This window comes from Achromobacter pestifer (assembly GCF_902859625.1).
Lineage (GTDB): Bacteria > Pseudomonadota > Gammaproteobacteria > Burkholderiales > Burkholderiaceae_B > Achromobacter > Achromobacter pestifer.
This window is the reverse complement of the sequence record NZ_CADIJX010000003.1, coordinates 171,197-190,124: the sequence shown is the minus strand read 5'-3', so window position 1 is coordinate 190,124 and position 18,928 is coordinate 171,197. Positions and strand designations below refer to the sequence as shown.

Annotated in this window: 16 protein-coding genes; 9 read left to right on the top strand and 7 right to left on the bottom strand. The window is 65.1% G+C overall.

The features are described from left to right. Positions 1-27 precede the first annotated feature (27 nt). The 3 genes from HV753_RS12555 to HV753_RS12545 are packed head-to-tail and all read right to left on the bottom strand — an operon-like array spanning position 28 to position 3,527. A complete protein-coding gene (locus tag HV753_RS12555) occupies positions 28-987 on the bottom strand; it encodes a tripartite tricarboxylate transporter substrate binding protein (protein WP_175174824.1) in 960 nt (319 codons plus the stop codon). Positions 988-1,026: 39 nt separating this feature from the next. Continuing rightward, entirely contained in the window at positions 1,027-2,046 is a 1,020-nt protein-coding gene (locus HV753_RS12550; RefSeq protein ID WP_175174823.1) for an NAD-dependent epimerase/dehydratase family protein, read from the bottom strand. Between the two features lie 5 nt (positions 2,047-2,051). After that, complete coding sequence (locus tag HV753_RS12545; protein ID WP_175174822.1) at positions 2,052-3,527, bottom strand: aldehyde dehydrogenase; 1,476 nt, start codon at positions 3,525-3,527, stop codon at positions 2,052-2,054. A gap of 100 nt (positions 3,528-3,627) precedes the next feature. Between HV753_RS12545 and HV753_RS12540 the strand changes: the two genes are divergently transcribed. After that, positions 3,628-4,572, top strand: a complete 945-nt coding sequence (locus HV753_RS12540; protein ID WP_175174821.1) for a LysR family transcriptional regulator — start codon at positions 3,628-3,630, stop codon at positions 4,570-4,572. A gap of 7 nt (positions 4,573-4,579) precedes the next feature. Here HV753_RS12540 and HV753_RS12535 read toward each other — a convergent pair whose 3' ends face one another. After that, complete coding sequence (locus tag HV753_RS12535) at positions 4,580-5,398, bottom strand: IclR family transcriptional regulator (RefSeq protein WP_175174820.1); 819 nt, start codon at positions 5,396-5,398, stop codon at positions 4,580-4,582. Positions 5,399-5,705: 307 nt separating this feature from the next. Between HV753_RS12535 and HV753_RS12530 the strand changes: the two genes are divergently transcribed. The 8 genes from HV753_RS12530 (at position 5,706) to HV753_RS12495 (ending at position 15,838) form a co-directional block, all read left to right on the top strand. Continuing rightward, a complete protein-coding gene (locus tag HV753_RS12530; protein WP_175174819.1) occupies positions 5,706-6,728 on the top strand; it encodes a 2-dehydro-3-deoxygalactonokinase in 1,023 nt (340 codons plus the stop codon). Between the two features lie 9 nt (positions 6,729-6,737). Further along, complete coding sequence (locus HV753_RS12525) at positions 6,738-7,391, top strand: 2-dehydro-3-deoxy-6-phosphogalactonate aldolase (RefSeq protein WP_175174818.1); 654 nt, start codon at positions 6,738-6,740, stop codon at positions 7,389-7,391. Further along, complete coding sequence (gene dgoD, locus HV753_RS12520) at positions 7,388-8,536, top strand: galactonate dehydratase (RefSeq protein WP_105557095.1); 1,149 nt, start codon at positions 7,388-7,390, stop codon at positions 8,534-8,536. The genes HV753_RS12525 and dgoD overlap by 4 nt, the downstream gene beginning before the upstream one ends. A 26-nt stretch (positions 8,537-8,562) precedes the next feature. Continuing rightward, positions 8,563-9,873, top strand: a complete 1,311-nt coding sequence (locus HV753_RS12515) for an MFS transporter (protein WP_175174817.1) — start codon at positions 8,563-8,565, stop codon at positions 9,871-9,873. A 178-nt stretch (positions 9,874-10,051) separates the two neighbouring features. Beyond that, positions 10,052-10,762: an ABC transporter ATP-binding protein gene (locus HV753_RS12510; protein WP_175174816.1), complete on the top strand. Its 711-nt coding sequence runs from the start codon at positions 10,052-10,054 to the stop codon at positions 10,760-10,762. Beyond that, positions 10,759-12,147, top strand: a complete 1,389-nt coding sequence (locus HV753_RS12505; RefSeq protein ID WP_175174815.1) for an ABC transporter permease subunit — start codon at positions 10,759-10,761, stop codon at positions 12,145-12,147. Before HV753_RS12510 ends, HV753_RS12505 begins: the two co-directional genes overlap by 4 nt. A 9-nt stretch (positions 12,148-12,156) precedes the next feature. Continuing rightward, positions 12,157-13,617 carry an ABC transporter permease subunit gene (locus HV753_RS12500; RefSeq protein ID WP_175174814.1) on the top strand — a complete coding sequence of 487 codons (1,461 nt, stop codon included), beginning with the start codon at positions 12,157-12,159 and terminating at the stop codon, positions 13,615-13,617. A gap of 46 nt (positions 13,618-13,663) precedes the next feature. Beyond that, positions 13,664-15,838: a TonB-dependent receptor gene (locus HV753_RS12495; protein WP_175174813.1), complete on the top strand. Its 2,175-nt coding sequence runs from the start codon at positions 13,664-13,666 to the stop codon at positions 15,836-15,838. Between the two features lie 52 nt (positions 15,839-15,890). Here the strand turns inward: HV753_RS12495 and HV753_RS12490 are convergent, their stop codons facing one another. The 3 genes from HV753_RS12490 to HV753_RS12480 form a co-directional block, all read right to left on the bottom strand. Then, positions 15,891-17,087, bottom strand: coding sequence for an MFS transporter (locus HV753_RS12490; RefSeq protein ID WP_175174812.1), 1,197 nt, complete (start codon positions 17,085-17,087; stop codon positions 15,891-15,893). A 163-nt stretch (positions 17,088-17,250) separates the two neighbouring features. Beyond that, complete coding sequence (locus tag HV753_RS12485; protein WP_175174811.1) at positions 17,251-18,024, bottom strand: IclR family transcriptional regulator; 774 nt, start codon at positions 18,022-18,024, stop codon at positions 17,251-17,253. Beyond that, positions 18,014-18,811: an IclR family transcriptional regulator gene (locus HV753_RS12480; RefSeq protein WP_175174810.1), complete on the bottom strand. Its 798-nt coding sequence runs from the start codon at positions 18,809-18,811 to the stop codon at positions 18,014-18,016. The genes HV753_RS12485 and HV753_RS12480 overlap by 11 nt, the downstream gene beginning before the upstream one ends. Positions 18,812-18,928: the final 117 nt, after the last annotated feature.

The window sequence follows — 18,928 nt, the reverse complement described above, 5'->3', positions numbered from 1 at the left end:
TCCTTGCCAGGCGGTCGATCTATCCGTCTATTCGACCCACGGCGTGCGCGCCCAGATCTGCCGCAGGCGCGCATCATCGCCCTTCAGCCGCGCTTGCCATTGCGGCCCGTCGACATAGTCCATTTCAGTGAATTGCTGCTTCATCTGGGTTTGAAAATCCGGATTCGCGGCAACCTTGCCCAGCGCCTTGCGCAACGTGTCGGCCACCTCGGGCGGCAGGCCCTTCGGTGCGACGATCCCACGCTCCGACGCAAACACCAGATCCACGCCCAGCTCCTTGAAGGTAGGCACATCGGGGCCCAGCGCAGACCGCTTGTCGCTGGCCTGCGCCAACACCCGCATGTTCTTGCCGTGATAGGGCATGACTTCGCCCAGGTTCAAGCCGCCGATGACGGTATGCCCGCCCAGCACGGCGCTGCGCAATGGCCCGGCGCCGTTGTAGGGGACGTGGTTCAAGCGGGTGCCGGTAAGCGACTGGAACAGCACCAGCGCCAGATGATCGTCCGTGCCAACCCCCGTGGACCCGTAGCTGATCGTGCCGGGCTTTTCCTTCGCGGCGGCGATCAAGGCGTCCAAGGTCTGATAGGGGCTATTGCTGGCGACGCTGAACGCGCTGGGGTCCCGCACCAGATTGGCCAGGTAGGTGAAGTCGTCCGGGGTAAAACCCGCCTTGCGTTCAATGGGCAGCGACACCAGCCCGGGCATGTTGGTCATGGCCAGCGTGTAGCCATCGGGCTTGGCGCGCGCCACATACGACAAGGCGATTGCGCTTGATGCGCCCGGCTTGTTTTGCACCACCACCGTCGTTCCCAGCTCCTTTTCCAGGAATACCGCCAGGGAACGCGCGGTCAGGTCCGTGCCGCCGCCAGGCGCGAACCCAACGATCAATTCGATCGGATGATCGGGCCAGGCCCACGCCGGCATTGCGGCGCACAAGCCGGTCATGGTCAGCACAGCACACGCAGCCGCCTTGGGTATCAAGAACATGGTTGTCTCCTCGTTATCTATTTTTTTAAGTGTGATGGCTCAAGCGGCTTGCGCCTCGCGCCAGGCCAGCAGACGGGCTACCCCTTCCGCCATGCCTACCTTGGGTTGCCAGCCGATGTGCTGTCCGGCCAGATCATGTGGAATATGGAACGCGCCGCCCGAGGTCAGCCGCACCGTGCCCGGCGGGTCTGGCTTGATCTCGGGTTGCAGGTCGCTCTTGCAGTAGTCCAGCACCAGGCGCACCAATTCACCGGTGGTGATGGGCGCGGGGCCCGACACATTCACGGCCACATCCGTCGCCGCGCTCTGGAATGCCGCCACATTGGCGCGAGCCACGTCCGAGACATGCACGAAATGCTTGGTGTCCGTGCCGTCGCCCGGCAGCACGGGCCGTTCGCCCTTGCGCACCCGGTCATAGGTTTCCATGATGTAGAGCGAGTTGGCCGCGCGGTAGTGCTGGCGTTCTCCATACACGGTGGAATAGCGCAACACCACGTAATCCAGCCCCGCCTGCTGGTAGTACTGGCGGCAAAGCTGTTCGCCCATGATCTTGGACGCGCCATACAGGATCGCGGCGGGCGGCGCCCCCACGGAATGGAAGGGACCGTTTTCGACCAAAGCGCCCGCGATGCCGCTGCCATAGCCATAGACCGCATTGGACGAGGCAAAGACGATCTTCTTCACCTTGTTCGCGCGGCAGGCCTCCAGCATGTTCTGCGCACCGCGGATGTTCACATCGACCGCCTGCCAGGGAGTTTGGGAAAAACCCAGCGTCATGTAGGCCGCCAGATGCAGCACGCCATCCACGCCTTCGGTGGCCGCCAGCAGATCCGGCAGGCGCATCAGGTCTCCCCGCACGACTTTCACGCGCGGATTGCCTTGCAAATGGGCGATGGCATCGGGTGTGCCAAAGGCGAAGTTGTCCAGCAGGATCACTTCCCGCACGCCAGCCGCCAGCAGGGCGTCGGCGGTGTGCGAGCCCACCAGGCTGGCCGCGCCAGCGATCAGGATGCGGGATTCGGCAAGCGGCAGCGCCGCGCTTTTCTTGTTGGTCGTCATGTTGTTCACAGTCCCATGGGTTTGTCGTGCATGCCCCAGTACAGGCTCTTGACCTGGCTGTAGAGGCGCAAGCCGTGCAGGCCTTTTTCGCGTCCGATGCCGCTGGCCTTGAAGCCGCCAAACGGCGTCGCGATGTGCGATTGCTTGTAGGTGTTGATCCAGATGGAGCCGGCCTCGATCTCGCGCGCGACCCGCCAGGCGCGGGCGTAGTCCCCCGTCCACATGCCGGCGGCCAGACCGAAGGCCGTATCGTTGGCCTGGCTGATCACGTCGTCTTCGTCATCAAACGGCAACGCCACCAGCACGGGCCCGAAAATTTCTTCCTGGCAGACGCGCGCCTGATTGCCCAGGCCGTCGATCACCGTGGGCAGATAGAACCAGCCACGGGCCAGGTCGGGCTGCGATGGCGCCGCGCCGCCCACGAGCACGCGGCCCCCTTCCGAGCGGCCGATATCCACATAGCCCGCAACCTTGTCGCGATGGGCGCGGGACACCAGCGGCCCCATCTGCGTGGCGGGGTCGTCAGGCAGGCCGACACGTAGCTGCCGAGTGCGTTCCACCAGCGTTTCCATGAAGCGCTTGTAGATGGATTTCTGGACGAACAGCCGGGATCCCGCGACACAGCTCTGCCCCGCCGAGCCGAAGATGCCTGAGATCACGCCCGCCACGGCACGATCCAGATCCGCGTCGTCAAAAACGATGTGAGGCGACTTGCCGCCCAGTTCCAATCCCACTGGAATCAAGCGCTGGCCGGCGATGCCGCCAATGGCTCGCCCGGTTTCCGTTCCACCGGTAAACGACACCATGCGCACGCCGGGGTGCTTGACCAGCGCCGCGCCCACGTCTTCGCCATGGCCGGGCAACACGATCAGCAAGCCTTCGGGCAAGCCGGCTTCCGCGCAGATGCGGGCGAGTTCCAGCGCCAGCTGGGGCGTCTCTTCGGAAGGCTTGATCAGCACGGCATTGCCGGCGGCCAAGGCGGGCGCGGCCTTCTGGGCCTCGTTCATGATGGGTGAGTTCCAGGGCGTGATGGCCGCGACCACGCCGAAGGGTTCGGCCAGCGCCATCGAAAAGTACTCGCCGCGCGGCGAGGTCATTTCGTTCTGCCAGGTTTCACACACGGCGGCGTAGTAGCGGAAATGCCCCGCCGCGCTGTCCACCATGTTCAGGCATTCCTTCCAGGGCTTGCCACTGTCTTGCATTTGCAAGCGCGCCAACGCTTCACGCTCGGCCAGCAATCGGCGCCCGATCTCATACAAGGTGGCCGCGCGCTGATCCGGGCGCAGCTTGCGCCACGGTTGCTGCTGAAAGGCGTGCTGGGCGATGGCGACGGCGGTATCCACATCTTGCGGCAGGGCGCGCGTGACAACGCCCGCGATACTACCGTCGGCCGGGTTGATGGAGGTAATGACGGCGTCGCCGTCTTGATGGCGACGCCAGCTGTCGCCGAGTCTGAATGGCTTGGGGGTGATTGCGTCCATAGCGTCTGCGAATCCGGGGAGTTCATCGGTAGACGCCATCATGGTCTGCACGATTCTTAGACACAAATCGATATTTCTCACCTATTCTTAGCTTATGGCTATGAATATCAAATACCGGCCGCTCAAGGCTTTCCTGCTGGCGGTCGACAGCGGCTCATTCACGCACGCCGCCAATCAGCTGGGCGTGACGCAACCGTCGTTCACCGCGTTGATCCAGGACTTGGAAGACGTGCTGGGCTTGCGCCTGTTCGAGCGCACCACGCGCAGCATCAGCCTGACTTCCGCGGGGCAGGATTTCTTTGCTCGCGTGCAGCGCCCCATCGCCGATCTGGAAGAGGCCTACCGGGGGTTGGCCGATCTGGCCGCGATGCGCCGGGGAAATGTCGCGCTGGGCGCCTTGCCTTCCACGGCGCTGACGCTGCTGCCCGCCGCCGTCGGCGCACTGCGCAAAGCGCACCCCGCCTTGAAGGTGCGGGTGGTTGAAGCACACAACGATGAACTGGTCGCCTTGCTGCGCACCAACCAGATCGAATTCGCCGTGGGTGCGTTGGCTGAACCGGTATCCGATCTGTCATTCACGCCCTTGACCGAGGATTGCTTCTGCGCGATCTATCCGGCGGGCCACCCGTTGGGCAAGCAACGCCGCACGCTGCATTGGCGCGACGTGCTCCGGTATGACCTGATTCTGTTGTCGCAGGGCTCCAATGCGCGCCAGCAATTTGATCGCGCGGTGCGGGACGAAGTCGGCGCCCCTGCCACGGCGCTGCGTTACGACGTCACGAACATGGGCACCGCCGCCGGCATGGTGCGCCAGGGGTTGGGCGTCAGCGTGCTGCCGCGCCTGGCCTTGCCCGAACTGAATTTGACCGGCCTGGGTTGCACGCCCCTGGGCGATGCCTCGGCCCGCCGGTACATCGGGCTGCTGCATCGGCGCGACCGGTCGTTGTCGCCCGCCGCCCAGGCGCTGGTGGCGCAGCTGGAAACCGTCATTGCCGGCATTGCGCCGCAATTGCTGCCCTTGCCGCCCCTGGCTGCGGCGCGCTAGCCGCCCTTCAACCCCGGTCTACTTTCCAGCCCATCTCGGCGGAAATGCTGGCCGCCGCGCCCTGCACGACCGCAACCATTTCGTGCATGCGCGCAAGCGACATGTACGGCACCGTGCTGGACACGCTGATCGCGGCCACGATGCCGCTGGACGCATCGCGCACCGGCGCGGCCACACAGCGGATCGAGGGCTCGTTGTCTTCCAGGTCGAACGCATAGCCTTTCGCGGCATAGTCACGCATGCGGTCGCGGAAAGCCTCCCAGGTCTGCTGCCCGCCGGGCGCGCGCGACGACACGGGCGTGCCGATGCGGTGCAACGCCTTCCATTGCGGCTCTTCCGTGTCCAGCAACAGCGCCTTGCCCACGCCCGTGGCGGCCAGCGGCATGCGGTGGCCCACCCGGGAGCGCATTTCCAGCCCCTTCTTGCCGGGGATCTTTTCCAGGTACAGCACGTCGTTGTTGTCCCGCACCGCCAGATGGATCGTGTCGCCCGTCAGCTCGGCCAGGCCGTCCAGGTACGGCCGCGCCAAGGTCGCCATCGGAAACGCTTCGCGCGCCTGGAACCCCAGTTCGATCAGCTTTGGCCCCAGCACATAGCCCACGCCCGGCAAGGCGCGCAGGTAGCGCTCTTGCACCAGGCAACTGGCCAGGCGATGCGTCGTGCTGCGCGCCACGCCGATGCGGGCGCAGATCTCTTTCAGGTCGCGCGCGCCATCGGCCACCGCTTGCACGACGGCCAGGCCGCGCATCAGCGTCTGCGTGCCGGCGGGTGCTGCGCCGTCAGGGTCCAGGGAGGGGGAAGGAGCGGAAGAGACGATGGGGGTCATGAAACAGGCCTACACGGCAAAGACGGGCGCAAACATACCCGGGGCAGATATCCGACCCGGAAAGCCGAGCCGGGTTCCAGGCGACATAGGTGAATTACCGCTGCATTATATTCCCTATATGTGGGATTTAATTCTATATTTTGAGATTTTTTAAGCGCTGATCTAGAATTTTTCGCAAACGCACGCCCTTCGCGTTCTGGCGACGGGCAAGCGACCAACAACGAGTTCCGCCGTGCCCTGCCACTTCGCGCCATGCCTCTGCGCGATTCCGGAAGCCAGCATGGCGGACAAAGACGAGACAGATCAGATGACTACCGGATCGCCCGCCCGCGCGGCGCTTATCGCGCTGGATTGGGGCACCTCATCGTTGCGCGCCTACCGCCTGGATGCCACGGGGCAGACCCTGGACACGCGCCACCTGCCCTGGGGCATCATGCGTCTGCCGCAACCCTTGCAGGACGGCGCGGCCAGTACGGCGCTGTCCGGCTTTGACCTGGCGTTCGAGCAGGCTTGCGGCGACTGGCTGCGCGCCGAGCCGTCGCTGCCCGTGATCGCCTGCGGCATGGTCGGTAGCGCCCAAGGCTGGAAGGAAGCCGCCTACCTGGACGTGCCTGTCGACCTGGAGCGCATTGGCACGCTGCTGACGAAGGTCGAACGCGGCGACGCGACGCCGCTGCATATCGTGCCCGGGCTGATCCAGCGCCATGGCTTGCCCAACGTGATGCGCGGCGAAGAGACGCAAGTCTTCGGCGTCATGTTCGACCAGAACCGCGCTGATTCGCACCCGGCCGATAACGTGTTGATCGGTTTGCCCGGCACGCACTCCAAATGGGTCAATGCCCGCCGTGGCCGCGTCACGCATTTCGACACGTTCATGACCGGCGAGGTCTACGCCGCGCTGCGCGGCCACACCATCCTGGGCCGCACCATGAGCGAGGCGCCCGCCGCCGACATGGCCGCGTTCGAGCGCGGCGTGAAGGTGGCTGGCGCCCCCGCTGGCCGCGCCGGCGTGCTATCCACCATCTTCAGCACGCGCGCGCTGGGCTTGACCGGCGAACTGGCGCCGGGGTCGCAAGCCGACTATCTGTCGGGCCTGCTGATCGGCCACGAAGTCGCCGCCTTGGCCGACATGCTGCGCCAGCAGGGCGAACTGCCTCGCATCGTGCTCTGCGGCGACCCGGCGCTATGCCAGCGCTACATCCTGGCCATGAAGCATTACGGCTTGGGCTCGCCCGAACAAGCCCAGAACGCCACCGAACGCGGCCTGTGGCACCTGGCCCTCTGCGCCGGCTTGGTCACGGCAGCTTCCCCCTCTTCGGCATCCGTCTAGGAACCCCACATGAACCACCCTGGTCTGCAATCCGCCATGGCCCACTGCGGCCTGATCGCCATCCTGCGCGGCATCCAGCCCGCCGAAGCGGAAGCCATCGGCCACGCGCTCTACGACGCAGGCTTCCGCCTGATCGAAGTGCCGCTAAATTCGCCCGACCCCCTGGACAGCATCCGCGCCCTGCGCGCCGCGCTGCCCACCGATTGCCTGATCGGCGCCGGGACCGTCCTGAAGCCCGATGACTGCGTTCGCATCCAGGACGCGGGCGGCGAACTGATCGTCATGCCGCACAGCGACGCCGCCGTGATTCGCGCCGCCAAGAAGCTGGGCATGGCGTCCTGCCCGGGCGTGGCCACGCCCACCGAGGCCTTTGCGGCACTGGCTGCCGGCGCTGACGTGCTGAAGATGTTCCCGGCCGAACAATTGGGCCCCGTCGTGCTGAAGGCCTGGCGTGCCGTGATGCGCCCGCCCATCGCGCTGGTGCCCGTGGGCGGCATCACGCCCGACAACATTTCCATTTATGCCCAGGCGGGCGCCAGCGGCTTCGGCCTGGGCTCCGCCTTGTACAAACCCGGCCTGTCGGCCACCGAAGTCGGCCAGAACGCGCGCGCATTCGTCGCCGCCTGGCAACGTGCCTATTCCGCCCAGGAGACCCAAGCATGAAGATCACCAAGCTCACTACCTACATCGTGCCGCCCCGGTGGTGCTTCCTGAAAATCGAAACGGACGAAGGCATCGTCGGCTGGGGCGAACCCGTCGTCGAAGGCCGCGCCCATTCGGTCGCCGCCGCCGTTGAAGAACTGTCCGATTACCTGATCGGCAAAGACCCGCGCAACATCGAAGACCACTGGACCGTGCTGTATCGGGGCGGCTTCTACCGGGGCGGCGCCATCCACATGAGCGCGCTGGCCGGCATCGACCAGGCGCTGTGGGACATCAAGGGCAAACACCTGGGCGTGCCGGTGTCGCAACTGTTGGGCGGCAACGTGCGCGACCGCATCCGCGTGTATTCGTGGATTGGCGGCGACCGCCCCGCCGACACCGCCGCCGCCGCCAAGAGCGCCGTTGACCGCGGCTTCACCGCCGTGAAGATGAACGGCACCGAAGAACTGCAATACATCGATTCGTTCGACAAGGTAGAGAAGTGCCTGGAGAACGTGGCCGCCGTGCGCGACGCCGTGGGCCCGAACGTTGGCATTGGCGTGGACTTCCACGGCCGCGTCCACAAGCCCATGGCCAAGGTGCTGATGAAAGAGCTGGACCCGTTCAAGCTGATGTTCATCGAAGAGCCCGTGCTGAGCGAACACTACGAAGCGCTGAAGGAACTGGCGCCGCTGACGTCCACCCCCATCGCGCTGGGCGAACGCCTGTTTTCCCGCTGGGACTTCAAGCGCGTGCTGTCCGAAGGCTATGTGGACATCATCCAGCCAGACCCCTCCCACGCGGGCGGCATCACCGAAACCCGCAAGATCGCCGCCATGGCCGAAGCCTATGACGTGGCGCTGGCGCTGCATTGCCCGCTAGGCCCCATTGCGCTGGCCACCTGCTTGCAGATCGACGCCGGTTGCTACAACGCCTTCATCCAGGAGCAAAGCCTGGGCATTCACTACAACGCCGCCAACGACTTGCTGGACTACGTCAGCAACCGCGAGGTGTTCGCCTATGAAGACGGCATGGTCGCGATTCCGCAAGGTCCCGGCCTGGGCATCGAGGTCAACGAGGAATACGTGAAGGAGCGCGCCGCCGTGGGCCACCGCTGGCGCAATCCGATCTGGCGCCATGCCGACGGCAGTTTCGCCGAGTGGTAAGCCAATAAAACAACGAGGAGACGCCCTTGTCGACCACCACTCACGCCGGCCTGCAAAGCGCCCAGCGCCCCACGCGCAGCCGGTACATCATCATGGTGATGCTGTTCATCACCGTCGTCATCAACTACCTGGACCGCAGCAATCTGTCCATCGCCGCGCCCGCGCTCAAGGACGAGTTCGGCCTGGACACATGGCATGAAGGCCTGATCCTGTCCGCCTTCGGCTGGACCTATGCCGCCATGCAGATTCCCGGCGGCTGGCTGGTGGACCGCGTGTCCCCCCGCGTGCTGTACGCCGCGGCGCTGATCCTCTGGTCCGCCGCGACCTTCTTCATGGGTTTCGCCGGCAGCTTCGTCATTCTGTTCGTGCTGCGCCTGGCCGTCGGCGCACTGGAAGCCCCCGCCTATCCCATCAACAACCGCGTCGTCACCACCTGGTTCCCGGAAAAGGAACGCGCCACCGCCATCGGCTTCTACACGTCGGGACAATTCGTCGGCCTGGCGTTCCTGACGCCCGTCCTGGCCTGGTTGCAGCATCACTACGGCTGGCACATGGTGTTTGTCAGCACCGGCCTGCTGGGTGTTGTCTGGGGCGTGCTCTGGTATCTGATCTACCGCGAACCGCGCCAGTTCAAGGGTGCCAACGCCGCGGAAATTGAACTGATCCAGCAAGGCGGCGGCGTGGTCGACCTGGACCGCAGCGTCAAGGAAAAGAAGGCGCCCTTCAACTGGAATGACCTGGGCCTGGTCATGTCCAAGCGCAAACTCTGGGGCGTGTACCTGGGCCAGTTCTGCCTGACGTCCACGCTGTGGTTCTTCTTGACGTGGTTCCCGACCTACCTGGTGAAGTACCGTGGCATGGACTTCATCAAGTCCGGATTCCTGGCGTCGGTACCGTTCCTGGCGGCCTTCGTGGGCGTGTTGTGCTCAGGCGTGCTGTCCGACTTCCTGATCCGCCGCGGCGCCACCGTGGGCCTGGCGCGCAAGCTGCCCATCATCCTGGGCCTCTTGATCTCGACGTCAATGATCGGCGCCAACTTCACTGATTCCACGCCCTGGATCATCTTCTTCCTGGCGGTGGCCTTCTTCGGCAATGGATTGGCATCGATCACGTGGTCGCTGGTGTCGACACTGGCTCCCGTGCGCCTCTTGGGCCTGACGGGCGGTGTCTTCAACTTCGTCGGCAACCTGTCGTCGATCTGCACGCCGATCGTGATCGGCCTCCTGGTGTCCAAGGACAGCTTCGCGCCGGCGATTGTGTACGTATCGTCGCTGGCCTTGCTGGGCGCGCTGTCGTACATCCTGCTGGTGGGCAAGGTGGAACGCATCGACGCCTGATCCGTGCCGAGCTTGAAGCGTTGAATGACGTGGGCGCCTTTGCAGGCGCCCATTTTCCTTGGCGGCCAACAAACGGCAGCGAGCTGAAGCCACCCTTCATTCAACGGGATTTGTCGTTTCAATTAGTTATGATATAACATAACAATAATTGATTGAATCAAACGACGAAGGACCCGCAGTGCTTGAAGCCATCGGCCTGACCAAACGCTACGGCGACCACATTGCGCTGCACCCGCTGGATCTGCGCATCGAACCCGGCGAAATCTATTGCCTGCTGGGCGCGAACGGCGCCGGCAAGACCACCACCATCAATCTGTTCCTGAACTTCATCCAGCCCGACGGCGGGCAGGCGCTGATTCACGGCATGGATGTGGTGCGCGAACCGCTGGCCACCAAGCAGCATGTGGCGTACATCCCCGAACAGGTGAATCTCTACGGCACGTTGACCGGGCTTGAGAACTTGCGTTATTTCGCCGCGCTGGCCTTGGGCGAAGCGCCCCCGCGCGAACGCCTGATGGCATTGCTGGACGAAGTCGGGCTGGACGCCGCCGCCGCGGACAAGCGCGTGGCGGCGTACTCCAAGGGCATGCGCCAAAAGGTCTGGATTGCCGTGGCGCTGGCCAAGAACGCGCGCGCCCTGCTGCTGGATGAGCCCACCTCTGGACTCGACCCGTCGGCGGCAGCCGAGTTCACCCGGCTGCTACAGCGCGCCAGCGAGGCCGGCGTTGCCATCCTGGCGACCACGCATGATCTGTTCCACGCACGGCAGACCGCCACCCGCGTGGGCATCATGAAGCGTGGCCGCCTGGTCGACAGCCTGGACAGCCGGCAGATCGCCGACACCGACCTGCAAGCCTTGTACCTGGACCACATGAGGGCCGAAGCATGATCCTGCTGATCGCGATCAAGGATCTGCGTGAGCGCCTGCGTGACGGCCGGCTGTACTGGGCGGGCGGCATCGTCGCCCTGCTGCTGTTGACCGCGCTGGCGGTGGGATATGCGCATCAACAAGACGCGCGCGCGGAACAAGCCGCCGCGCAGAATTCGGACTACCGCGACTGGCTGCGGCAAGGCGCCCGGCATCCGCACGACGCAGCGCATCAGGGCATGCACGTCTTCAAGCCCGAAGCCGCGCTGTCGTTGCTGGACCCGGGCATCAACCCCTATATCGGCAGCACCGTATGGCTGCAAGCCCACCGGCAGAGTGAGGTGAAATTCCGTCCCGCGCAGGACGCCACGGGGCTTCAGCGCTTTGGCGACCTGTCGGCCGCCTGGATCTTGCAGGCGCTAGGGCCGCTGCTGGTGATCGTGCTGGGATTCAACGCCTTTTCGGGCGAACGCGAGCAAGGCATCCTGCGCCAGACCTTGAGCCTGGGTGTTGCCCCTTGGCGCCTGTTGTGGGGCAAGGCTGCGGCATTGGGCATGAGCCTGGGCCTGCTACTGGCGCCCGCGGCGCTGATCGCCGTGGCAGTGGTATGGACGGCGGGTGGCCGAGCCGACGCGCTGTGGCGTTTCGCCGGACTGGCCGCAGGCTATGCGCTGTACCTGGCGGCATTCATCTTCATCACGCTGGGCGTTTCAGCGGCGGCACGATCGTCGCGCATCGCCATCACGCTTTTGCTGGCGGTCTGGATCGCCAATACCGTCGTCGCGCCGCGCGTGATGGCCGAGCTATCGCGCGCGCTGTACCCCAGCCCGACGCGGCTGGAATTCAATCAGGCCCTGAACGCCGACCTGAAAGCCACGTCCGATCGCGTGTGGATGCAAGCCTTCGGCACCACGGAGCGTTGGAGCCGCGACGTACCGCTGAACAAATGGGGCCTGGCCCTGAAGCTGGATGACCAGTCCAGCTACCTCGTCTACGACCGCCATTTTGGCGGCCTGTGGGACACCTGGGAAAGGCAGCAAACCGTGCAGGAAAGTGTGGGTTGGTTGATGCCGATGCTGGCGATCCGCGCATTCTCCGCGGCCATGGCCGGCACGGATTTCGCGCACCATCGGAACTTCACCGTCGCCGCCGAACAGCAGCGCCGCGTGATCCAGGACATCGTCAGCCAGGACCTGGTGCAGCACGCCGATACGCAGGGTCATGCGCATTTTTCGTATCAGGCCCGTCCCGAGCTCTGGGCGCGTGTGCCTGAATTCCACTACCAGGCGCCACCGGCCGCCTGGGCGCTGCGGCACGGCGCCATGGGCTTGCTGATGCTGTCCGCCGGCCTGCTGCTGAGTATTGCCTTTGCATGGCGCGCAGTCGCCCGGCAGCCCGCCCTGTAGGAGACCCCGGTGCACGCTTCCCAATTTCATCGCTTCCGGCTGGTCGTCCGACACGAACTGCGCTTGATGATCAAAGAGCGCCTGTTGTGGATCGCAGGCGGTCTGTTCCTGCTGCTTGTCGGCTACGCCGTCTTCAACGGACTGCTGCAAACCGCGCTGCGCGACGATGCGCAAGCCGCGCTGGCGAGCACCGACGCAGAGGCCCGCAGCGCCCAGCTGGCTCAGTTGCGCCGCATCATGGATGGCAGCGAAACGCCCACGCCGTTCGGCAACCCCGCCAGTCCCGCCAACATGGGCGGCGGCCTTGGCGCGCACTACGCCATCATGCCCAGTTCAGCCATGGCGCCCGTGGCGCTGGGGCAAACCGACCTGTTCCCCTCCCAATTCAAGGTGACCTACCAAAGCAAGGTCAACTTCATCCACAACAACGACATCGAGAACCCCTGGCATCTGCTCAGCGGCCACTTCGATCTGGCCTTTGTGGTGGTGTACCTGCTGCCGCTGCTGATCTTCGCGCTGGGCTACAACCTGCTCTCTGGCGAGAAGGAAGACGGCACGCTCAGGCTGCTGCTTTCCCAACCGTTGGCGCTGGCAACACTGATCGCCGGCAAGGTCGCGGTGCGCGCGGGCGTGCTGCTGGGTGCTGCCGTGCTGACACCGCTGGCCGTGCTGCTGATCGCGCGTCCCCAGGTGTTGCAGGCTTCGGGCGCCACGCTGTGGTGGGTGCTGTTGGTGGCGGCCTACGCACTGTTCTGGTTCGCCGCCGTGATAGCGGTCAACGCATTCGGCAAGTCGTCCGCAGCCAACGCCATGGTGCTGATGGTTGGCTGGGTGGCGCTGGTGTTGGTGGCGCCCGTGCTGCTGAACATTGCAGCGGGGTTCGCCAGCCCCGCGCCCTCGCGGGCAGAACTGGCCACGCGCACCCGGGTGGCCACCGCGCAAGCCATGCAAGACAACGCGGCATTGCTGTCGTCCGATTACGAACACGTCGACAGGCCCGACGTGCTGCTGCCGCGCGATGGCAGCATCCACATCAGCGGCCGGCCCTTGGGCCAGGCCCGCGTCGAACGTCAGGTAGACGAACGCATGGCGCCGGAGCTTGAGCGCTTCGACGCGCAGATCAAACGTCAGCAAGCACTGGTGGCACGCTACAGCCTGCTATCGCCCGCAGCGGTGGCCTATGAAGGCATCACGGCGCTGGCGGGTACCGGTCAGCGCAGGCACGCCTATTTCATGGCCCAGGTCGACACATATCACCAGGCATGGAAGGCGTTCTTCCTGCCCCGCATTGAACAAGGCCGCGCCATCACGGCGGCGGATTTTCCCAACATGCCAGCGTTTCATTGGCAAGAGGAAGACAGCCGTGTCGCCCGTGCGCAGGCGCTCCGAACCTTGGCGCAACTGCTGCTGCCCACCCTTCTTCTGCTTGGCCTGGCCGCCTGGCGGCTACGCCGGTATCGCATCGTGTAGCGCGTTTTCGTTTACCCCCACCCATCAAGACCATCGGGAAAGATCCATGAGGAAAGTCGTATCCGCCGCCGCGATCGCGGCCTGCGCAGCCGTGCCCGCCGCCCAGGCGCAAGAAGATGAAAATGAACTGCCGGCCATCCGGGTCGAAGCGGCCAGCGACGCCGAAGGCCTGCGCTTGAACGCCAAAAGCGACAGCGCTTCGCGTCTGGGGCTGACGTTGCGTGAAACGCCCGCGTCGGTGGAAATCGTGTCTCAGGAAGCCATGCGCCAGCGTGGCGCAAGCACGCTCAGCGAAGCGCTGCGCGGGGCCACCGGACTGGCCGGCGGCGGCCCGCCTTCGTCGCCCACCACGCTGTCGTCTCGGGGCTTCACCGATATCCTGTATCTGTACGACGGGCTGCGCATGTCCGGCGCGGGTTCAACCAACCGCGTCCAGGACACCTGGAACTACGAACGCATTGAAGTGCTGAAAGGCCCTGCTTCCGTCCTGCAAGGCGACAGCGCCATCGGCGGCATCGTCAACTTCCAGACCAAGCGCCCTGATCGCGACAACCCCGGCCGCGAAGCCATGGTGTCCTACGGCAGCTATGGCACCACGCGCACGGGCATCGGCCTGGGCGACAACTTCGGCCAGACCGGCGCTTATCGCATCGACTACAGCCACAGCGAAACCCAGGTCGGCACCATCGAGCGCAACACCAACAAGCTGGACCACCTGACCACCGGCGTGGCGTTCGACGTGGCGCCTGCTACCCGCCTGGACTTGTCGTTCGACTATTCCCGCGATACCGGACACGCCTACTGGGGCACGCCGCTGGTCCCACGCAGCGTGGCCACCTCCCCCACCAGCGTGGTCAGCACGCCCGACGGCCGCGTGCTCGACCGCGATCTGGTGCGCAACAACTACAACGTGTTGAACGACAGGAACGAGGCGGAAGCCTATTGGCTGCGCGCGCGAGTCACCCACAACCTGACCTCCGCCTGGAGTCTGCGCAACGAGTTCGCCGTGAACAAAGTGGATCGCCTGTGGAAGAATTCCGAGTCCGCCGTCTTCCGCGCGCCATCCTGGATCGACCGTGACCAGACCACGATCACCCATAACCAGCGGTACCTGATCGACCGCTTCGATGCGACGCACACCGGCCAAATCGGCGGCCTGCAAAACAAGTTCGTCGTGGGAGGTGAACTTAGCAAGACTCGTCTGGACAGCGAACGACGCTTCTCCAACCGGTCGGCGGCCACGGCCGATGCGCTGCGCGTCTCGCTGCGCCAACCGAATGTGGGCGACTACAACGACGACCCCGCGCTGATGAGCGGCCCCGGCAACCGCACGGACTTCAGCACGGATGTGCATGGCGCGGCGCTGTTCCTGGAAGATTCACTCAAGCTTGCCGACCCGTGGACAGTGGTGGCCGGCTACCGGTACGACCGCATCCGCGTGGACCGCAGCGTGACCGATCTGAACGAAGGCACGCGCAGCGAATTCGGCACCCGCTATTCCGCCAGTTCGGCACGGCTGGGGTCGGTGCTGGACTTGACGCCCTCATCGTCCGTCTATGCGCAATACACCAACGCCACGCTGCCCGTGAACTCGCTGTTCCTCTTGTCCCAGTCGGGCGCGACCTTCCCCTTGTCCAAGGGCGAGCAATGGGAATTGGGCTTCAAGCAAAGCCTGGACAACCTGGAGTGGACCGCCGCCGTGTATCACATCACGCTGGACAATGTGCTGTCCCGCGATCCGAACAACGCCGCCCTGACCGTCAACAACGGCAAGCAGTCCTCGCGCGGCGTCGAGCTATCCGCCGACTGGCGCGTCACGCCCCAGCTTACGCTGTCTGGCAATGTCGCCATGCTGAATGCCCGCTACGATTCCTTGATCGAAGGCGACGGCGCATCCCGCATCGGCAACACTCCGCCCAACGTACCTGAACGCATCGTCAACCTCTTTGCCAACTATCGGTTCAGCGACGTGCCCATGAATGTCTTCGTCGGCATGAACCACACCGGCAAGATCTACACCGACCGCGCCAACCAGGTCCGCATCAACGGCCACACCACGGTGGACGCCGCCATCAGCTACCGGATCCGGCCCGCGCTGCTGACCTTCCGCGTGCGCAACCTGACCGACAAGCTGTATGCGTACTACGGCGGCCGCGATATCAGCCAGGTCCTGGTGGCGCCCGGGCGCACCTACGAGCTGGCTGCGTCATTCGATTTCTAGAGGTCAAAAAAAACGGCCCGCACACAGCGGGCCGTTGTGATTCCAACGCGGCTCAGCAAGCCTGCATCGCCAGCCTGCGGCGCTGATTCGCCGCGCGCTGCACCAACACCAGGGCCAAGCCCGCGATCGCGATGATGGCGCCGGCGATTGGCACGGCGGCATAGCCCATGCCCGCCGAAATCACCGCGCCGCCCGCCGCCGCGCCCACGGCATTGCCCAGATTGAAGGCGCCCACATTCACCGACGATGCCAGCCCGGGCGCATCGGTGGCGGCGCGCATCACGCCCATCTGCAAGGGCGGCACCACCGCAAACGTCGCCACGCCGAAGATCAGCAGTGAAATCGCCGCGCCGACTGGCGTGGAACCGATCCACGGGAAGGCCAGAAGATCCACGATGACGATCACCAGGAACGTGATCAGCGTGCCATCCAGCGAGCGGTCGGCCATGCGACCGCCCAAGCCGTTGCCCAGCGTGAAGCCCAGGCCGATCAGCACCAGCATGCCCGTGATGAAGCCAGGCGACGCGCCGGTGATGTCCGCCAGGGTCGGCGCGATGTAGGTGTACAGCGTGAACATGGCGCCCGCGCCCAGCACGGTGGTCAGCAGCGCCAGCAACACGACGGGACTCTTCAACACGGCCAGCTCGTGACGCACATTGGGGCGGCGTCCGGCTTCACCCGCCGGCAGCGCGAACCACAGCGACAACATCGCAACCAAGCCCAATACCGCCGTGGCGGCAAACGACATGCGCCAGCCTATCACCTGCCCCAGCCACGTCGCGGCGGGCACCCCGCCCACGTTGGCGATGGTCAAGCCCATGAACATGGTCGCCACCGCGCTGGCCTGCTTGTGGCGCGGCACCACGCTGGCCGCCACCAGAGAACCCAGGCCAAAGAAGGCGCCATGGTTCAGGCTGGTGACCAAACGCGCCAGCAGCAGCGTCGTGTAATTGGGGGACAGCGCCGACAGGATATTGCCGATCGTGAAGATCGCCATCAGCAGGATCAACGCCTTGCGCCGCGACCAGCGCGAAAACGCCAACGTCATCAGCGGCGCACCGACCATCACGCCGATCGCGTAGGCGCTGATCAGCATGCCGGCGCTGGGAATGGACACGCCCACGCCGTCAGCGATGACAGGTAACAGGCCCATGGGAGAAAACTCGGTCACGCCGATGCCAAACGCACCGACGGCGAGCGCCAACAACGGCAGGCCGGCCTTCGCCGGTTGGGTATCTTGCGGGTTCATGCGGTTTCCTTGGGTTCGATGGCGCCGGCAGGGTGTTCCTGGGGCGTCGCCGGCCAGAATTGGCGGGCACATCGGGAAGACAGGCATGCAGTATGACGGCTGGATCCTTGCAGAAAAAGGCGTCTGACGGGTAAACACTTTTGACTTGGAGTCACGAATCCCGCTAATTCAGCCCCAGCAATTGCTCGGTTTCCCGCGCCAGCGCAACCAGCCGGGGACCAATGTCCGCTGCGCGGTCCCGGTAAGGGCCGTCACCCGATGGAACGCCGCAGTTGAAGACGTACAGCAGCGACTGATAGGGACGGCACAGTGGCGCCGCAAAACCATAGGCGTCCGGGCGCCACTGCATGTTGTTGCCGCAATAGCCCTTGCGTTCCAGGTCGCGGGTAGCGGCGGCCAGACTGGAGAAATGCGCGGCGTAGTGGTCGGCGTCGGCCACGCGCAACTGGTTCAGCACCGCCGCCCGTTCGCTGTCCGGCGCGCGGCACAGCCACGCCTTGCCGGCGGCGCTGGCCAACAGCGGCAATGACGCGCCAATATCCGGGCGAGTTTGCAAGGCGTCATTCGACCTGGCGGTTTCCACATACACCATTTGCAGACGGTCGCGCACCACCAGGGACACCGCGCCCCGGGCGTGGTCGGCCAACTGCTTCATCAGCGGCCGTGCCAACTGGCGGATCTGCATGCTGGCCAGCAAGGGATAACTCAACGCCAGCACCGAGGCGCCCAGCCGATAGCGGGATGGCGATCCGGAACGTTGCAGAAAGCCCAGTTCGACCAAGGTATGCGTCAAGCGCGCCACGGCGCTCTTGGACAGGCCGGTCTGCGACGCGAAATCCTTGTTGGCCAGTTCAGGCCGATCCGCCCGGAAGCAGGCCAGGATATCGATGCCATGCGCCAGGGTCGTGGCGAAGTCGCGGTCGCGTTCAAGCGGCATCCTGGCGCTCCAGCATGCTCTCCACCCGCGCCACCAGGGTCAGCAGGCGTGGCGCGATGCGCCGGCGCAGGTCGCCCCCGCGCAAACGCCGCGCTGGCACGCCACAGTTGAAGACGAACACCTGCCCATCAACGCGCCGTCGCATCGGCACGGCCACCGCGTAGACATCCGCATGCCATTCGCCCTCGGCCACGCAGTAACCATGCTGGGCGTAGTCGCGGCGAGCCTGCTCCCAGCCTGCGGCATTGCGCTGCCACGCGGCGGGATCCTGACGCCGCAAGGCCTCCAGCAGCGGTTCTGCTTGCGCGGCGTCGGCCTGCGCCAGCCAGGCGCGGCCCATGGCGGAAGGCAGCAAGGGCAACATGGCCCCGATATCGGGCCGGAACGCCACCGCGTCGTGCCCACGGCAAGTCTCCAGATAGACCATGTGCATGCCGTCGTGCATGCCCAGCGACGCGGATCCGCCCGCTGCGTTCGCCAGGCGCGTCATCAACGGACGCGCCAGCTGCCGCAGCTTGATGCTGGCCAGTAACGGATAGCTAAGCGACAACAACGCGGTACCCAGACGGTAGCGGCGCAGGCTGGCGTCATACCGCAGCAGGCCACGCTGCACCAGCGTGTAGGTCAGTCGCGAGATCGTCGCCTTGGACAAGCCAGTGCGATCGGAGAGTTCGCGGTTGCTCAGCGCCGGTTCGCCATGCCGGAAGGTCTGCAAGACAGACAAGCCGTGCGCCAGGGTGGTGGCGAATGCGGGGTCAGGGTGGCGGCCGCCCAGGGGCGTGGTCATGGTCGCAATCCGGAAGTCGGCACTGCGGCGAATGCGCGGCACCGTTGCTGCTGATGATAGAGCAAGGCCAGGCAGGCTGGCCGTCAAAACGTTCAAGATATCAAAACACTTGTCTCG

What these genes read in the sequence shown, in the direction of transcription:
- dgoD (WP_105557095.1), top strand. Translation starts at nt 7,388, where the DNA reads ATGAAGATCACCAAGCTCACTACCTACATCGTGCCGCCCCGGTGGTGC.
- HV753_RS12525 (WP_175174818.1), top strand. Translation starts at nt 6,738, where the DNA reads ATGAACCACCCTGGTCTGCAATCCGCCATGGCCCACTGCGGCCTGATC.
- HV753_RS12535 (WP_175174820.1), bottom strand. Translation starts at nt 5,398, where the DNA reads ATGACCCCCATCGTCTCTTCCGCTCCTTCCCCCTCCCTGGACCCTGAC.
- HV753_RS12555 (WP_175174824.1), bottom strand. Translation starts at nt 987, where the DNA reads ATGTTCTTGATACCCAAGGCGGCTGCGTGTGCTGTGCTGACCATGACC.
- HV753_RS12550 (WP_175174823.1), bottom strand. Translation starts at nt 2,046, where the DNA reads ATGACGACCAACAAGAAAAGCGCGGCGCTGCCGCTTGCCGAATCCCGC.
- HV753_RS12530 (WP_175174819.1), top strand. Translation starts at nt 5,706, where the DNA reads ATGACTACCGGATCGCCCGCCCGCGCGGCGCTTATCGCGCTGGATTGG.
- HV753_RS12495 (WP_175174813.1), top strand. Translation starts at nt 13,664, where the DNA reads ATGAGGAAAGTCGTATCCGCCGCCGCGATCGCGGCCTGCGCAGCCGTG.
- HV753_RS12545 (WP_175174822.1), bottom strand. Translation starts at nt 3,527, where the DNA reads ATGGACGCAATCACCCCCAAGCCATTCAGACTCGGCGACAGCTGGCGT.
- HV753_RS12490 (WP_175174812.1), bottom strand. Translation starts at nt 17,087, where the DNA reads ATGAACCCGCAAGATACCCAACCGGCGAAGGCCGGCCTGCCGTTGTTG.
- HV753_RS12505 (WP_175174815.1), top strand. Translation starts at nt 10,759, where the DNA reads ATGATCCTGCTGATCGCGATCAAGGATCTGCGTGAGCGCCTGCGTGAC.
- HV753_RS12485 (WP_175174811.1), bottom strand. Translation starts at nt 18,024, where the DNA reads ATGCCGCTTGAACGCGACCGCGACTTCGCCACGACCCTGGCGCATGGC.
- HV753_RS12480 (WP_175174810.1), bottom strand. Translation starts at nt 18,811, where the DNA reads ATGACCACGCCCCTGGGCGGCCGCCACCCTGACCCCGCATTCGCCACC.
- HV753_RS12540 (WP_175174821.1), top strand. Translation starts at nt 3,628, where the DNA reads ATGAATATCAAATACCGGCCGCTCAAGGCTTTCCTGCTGGCGGTCGAC.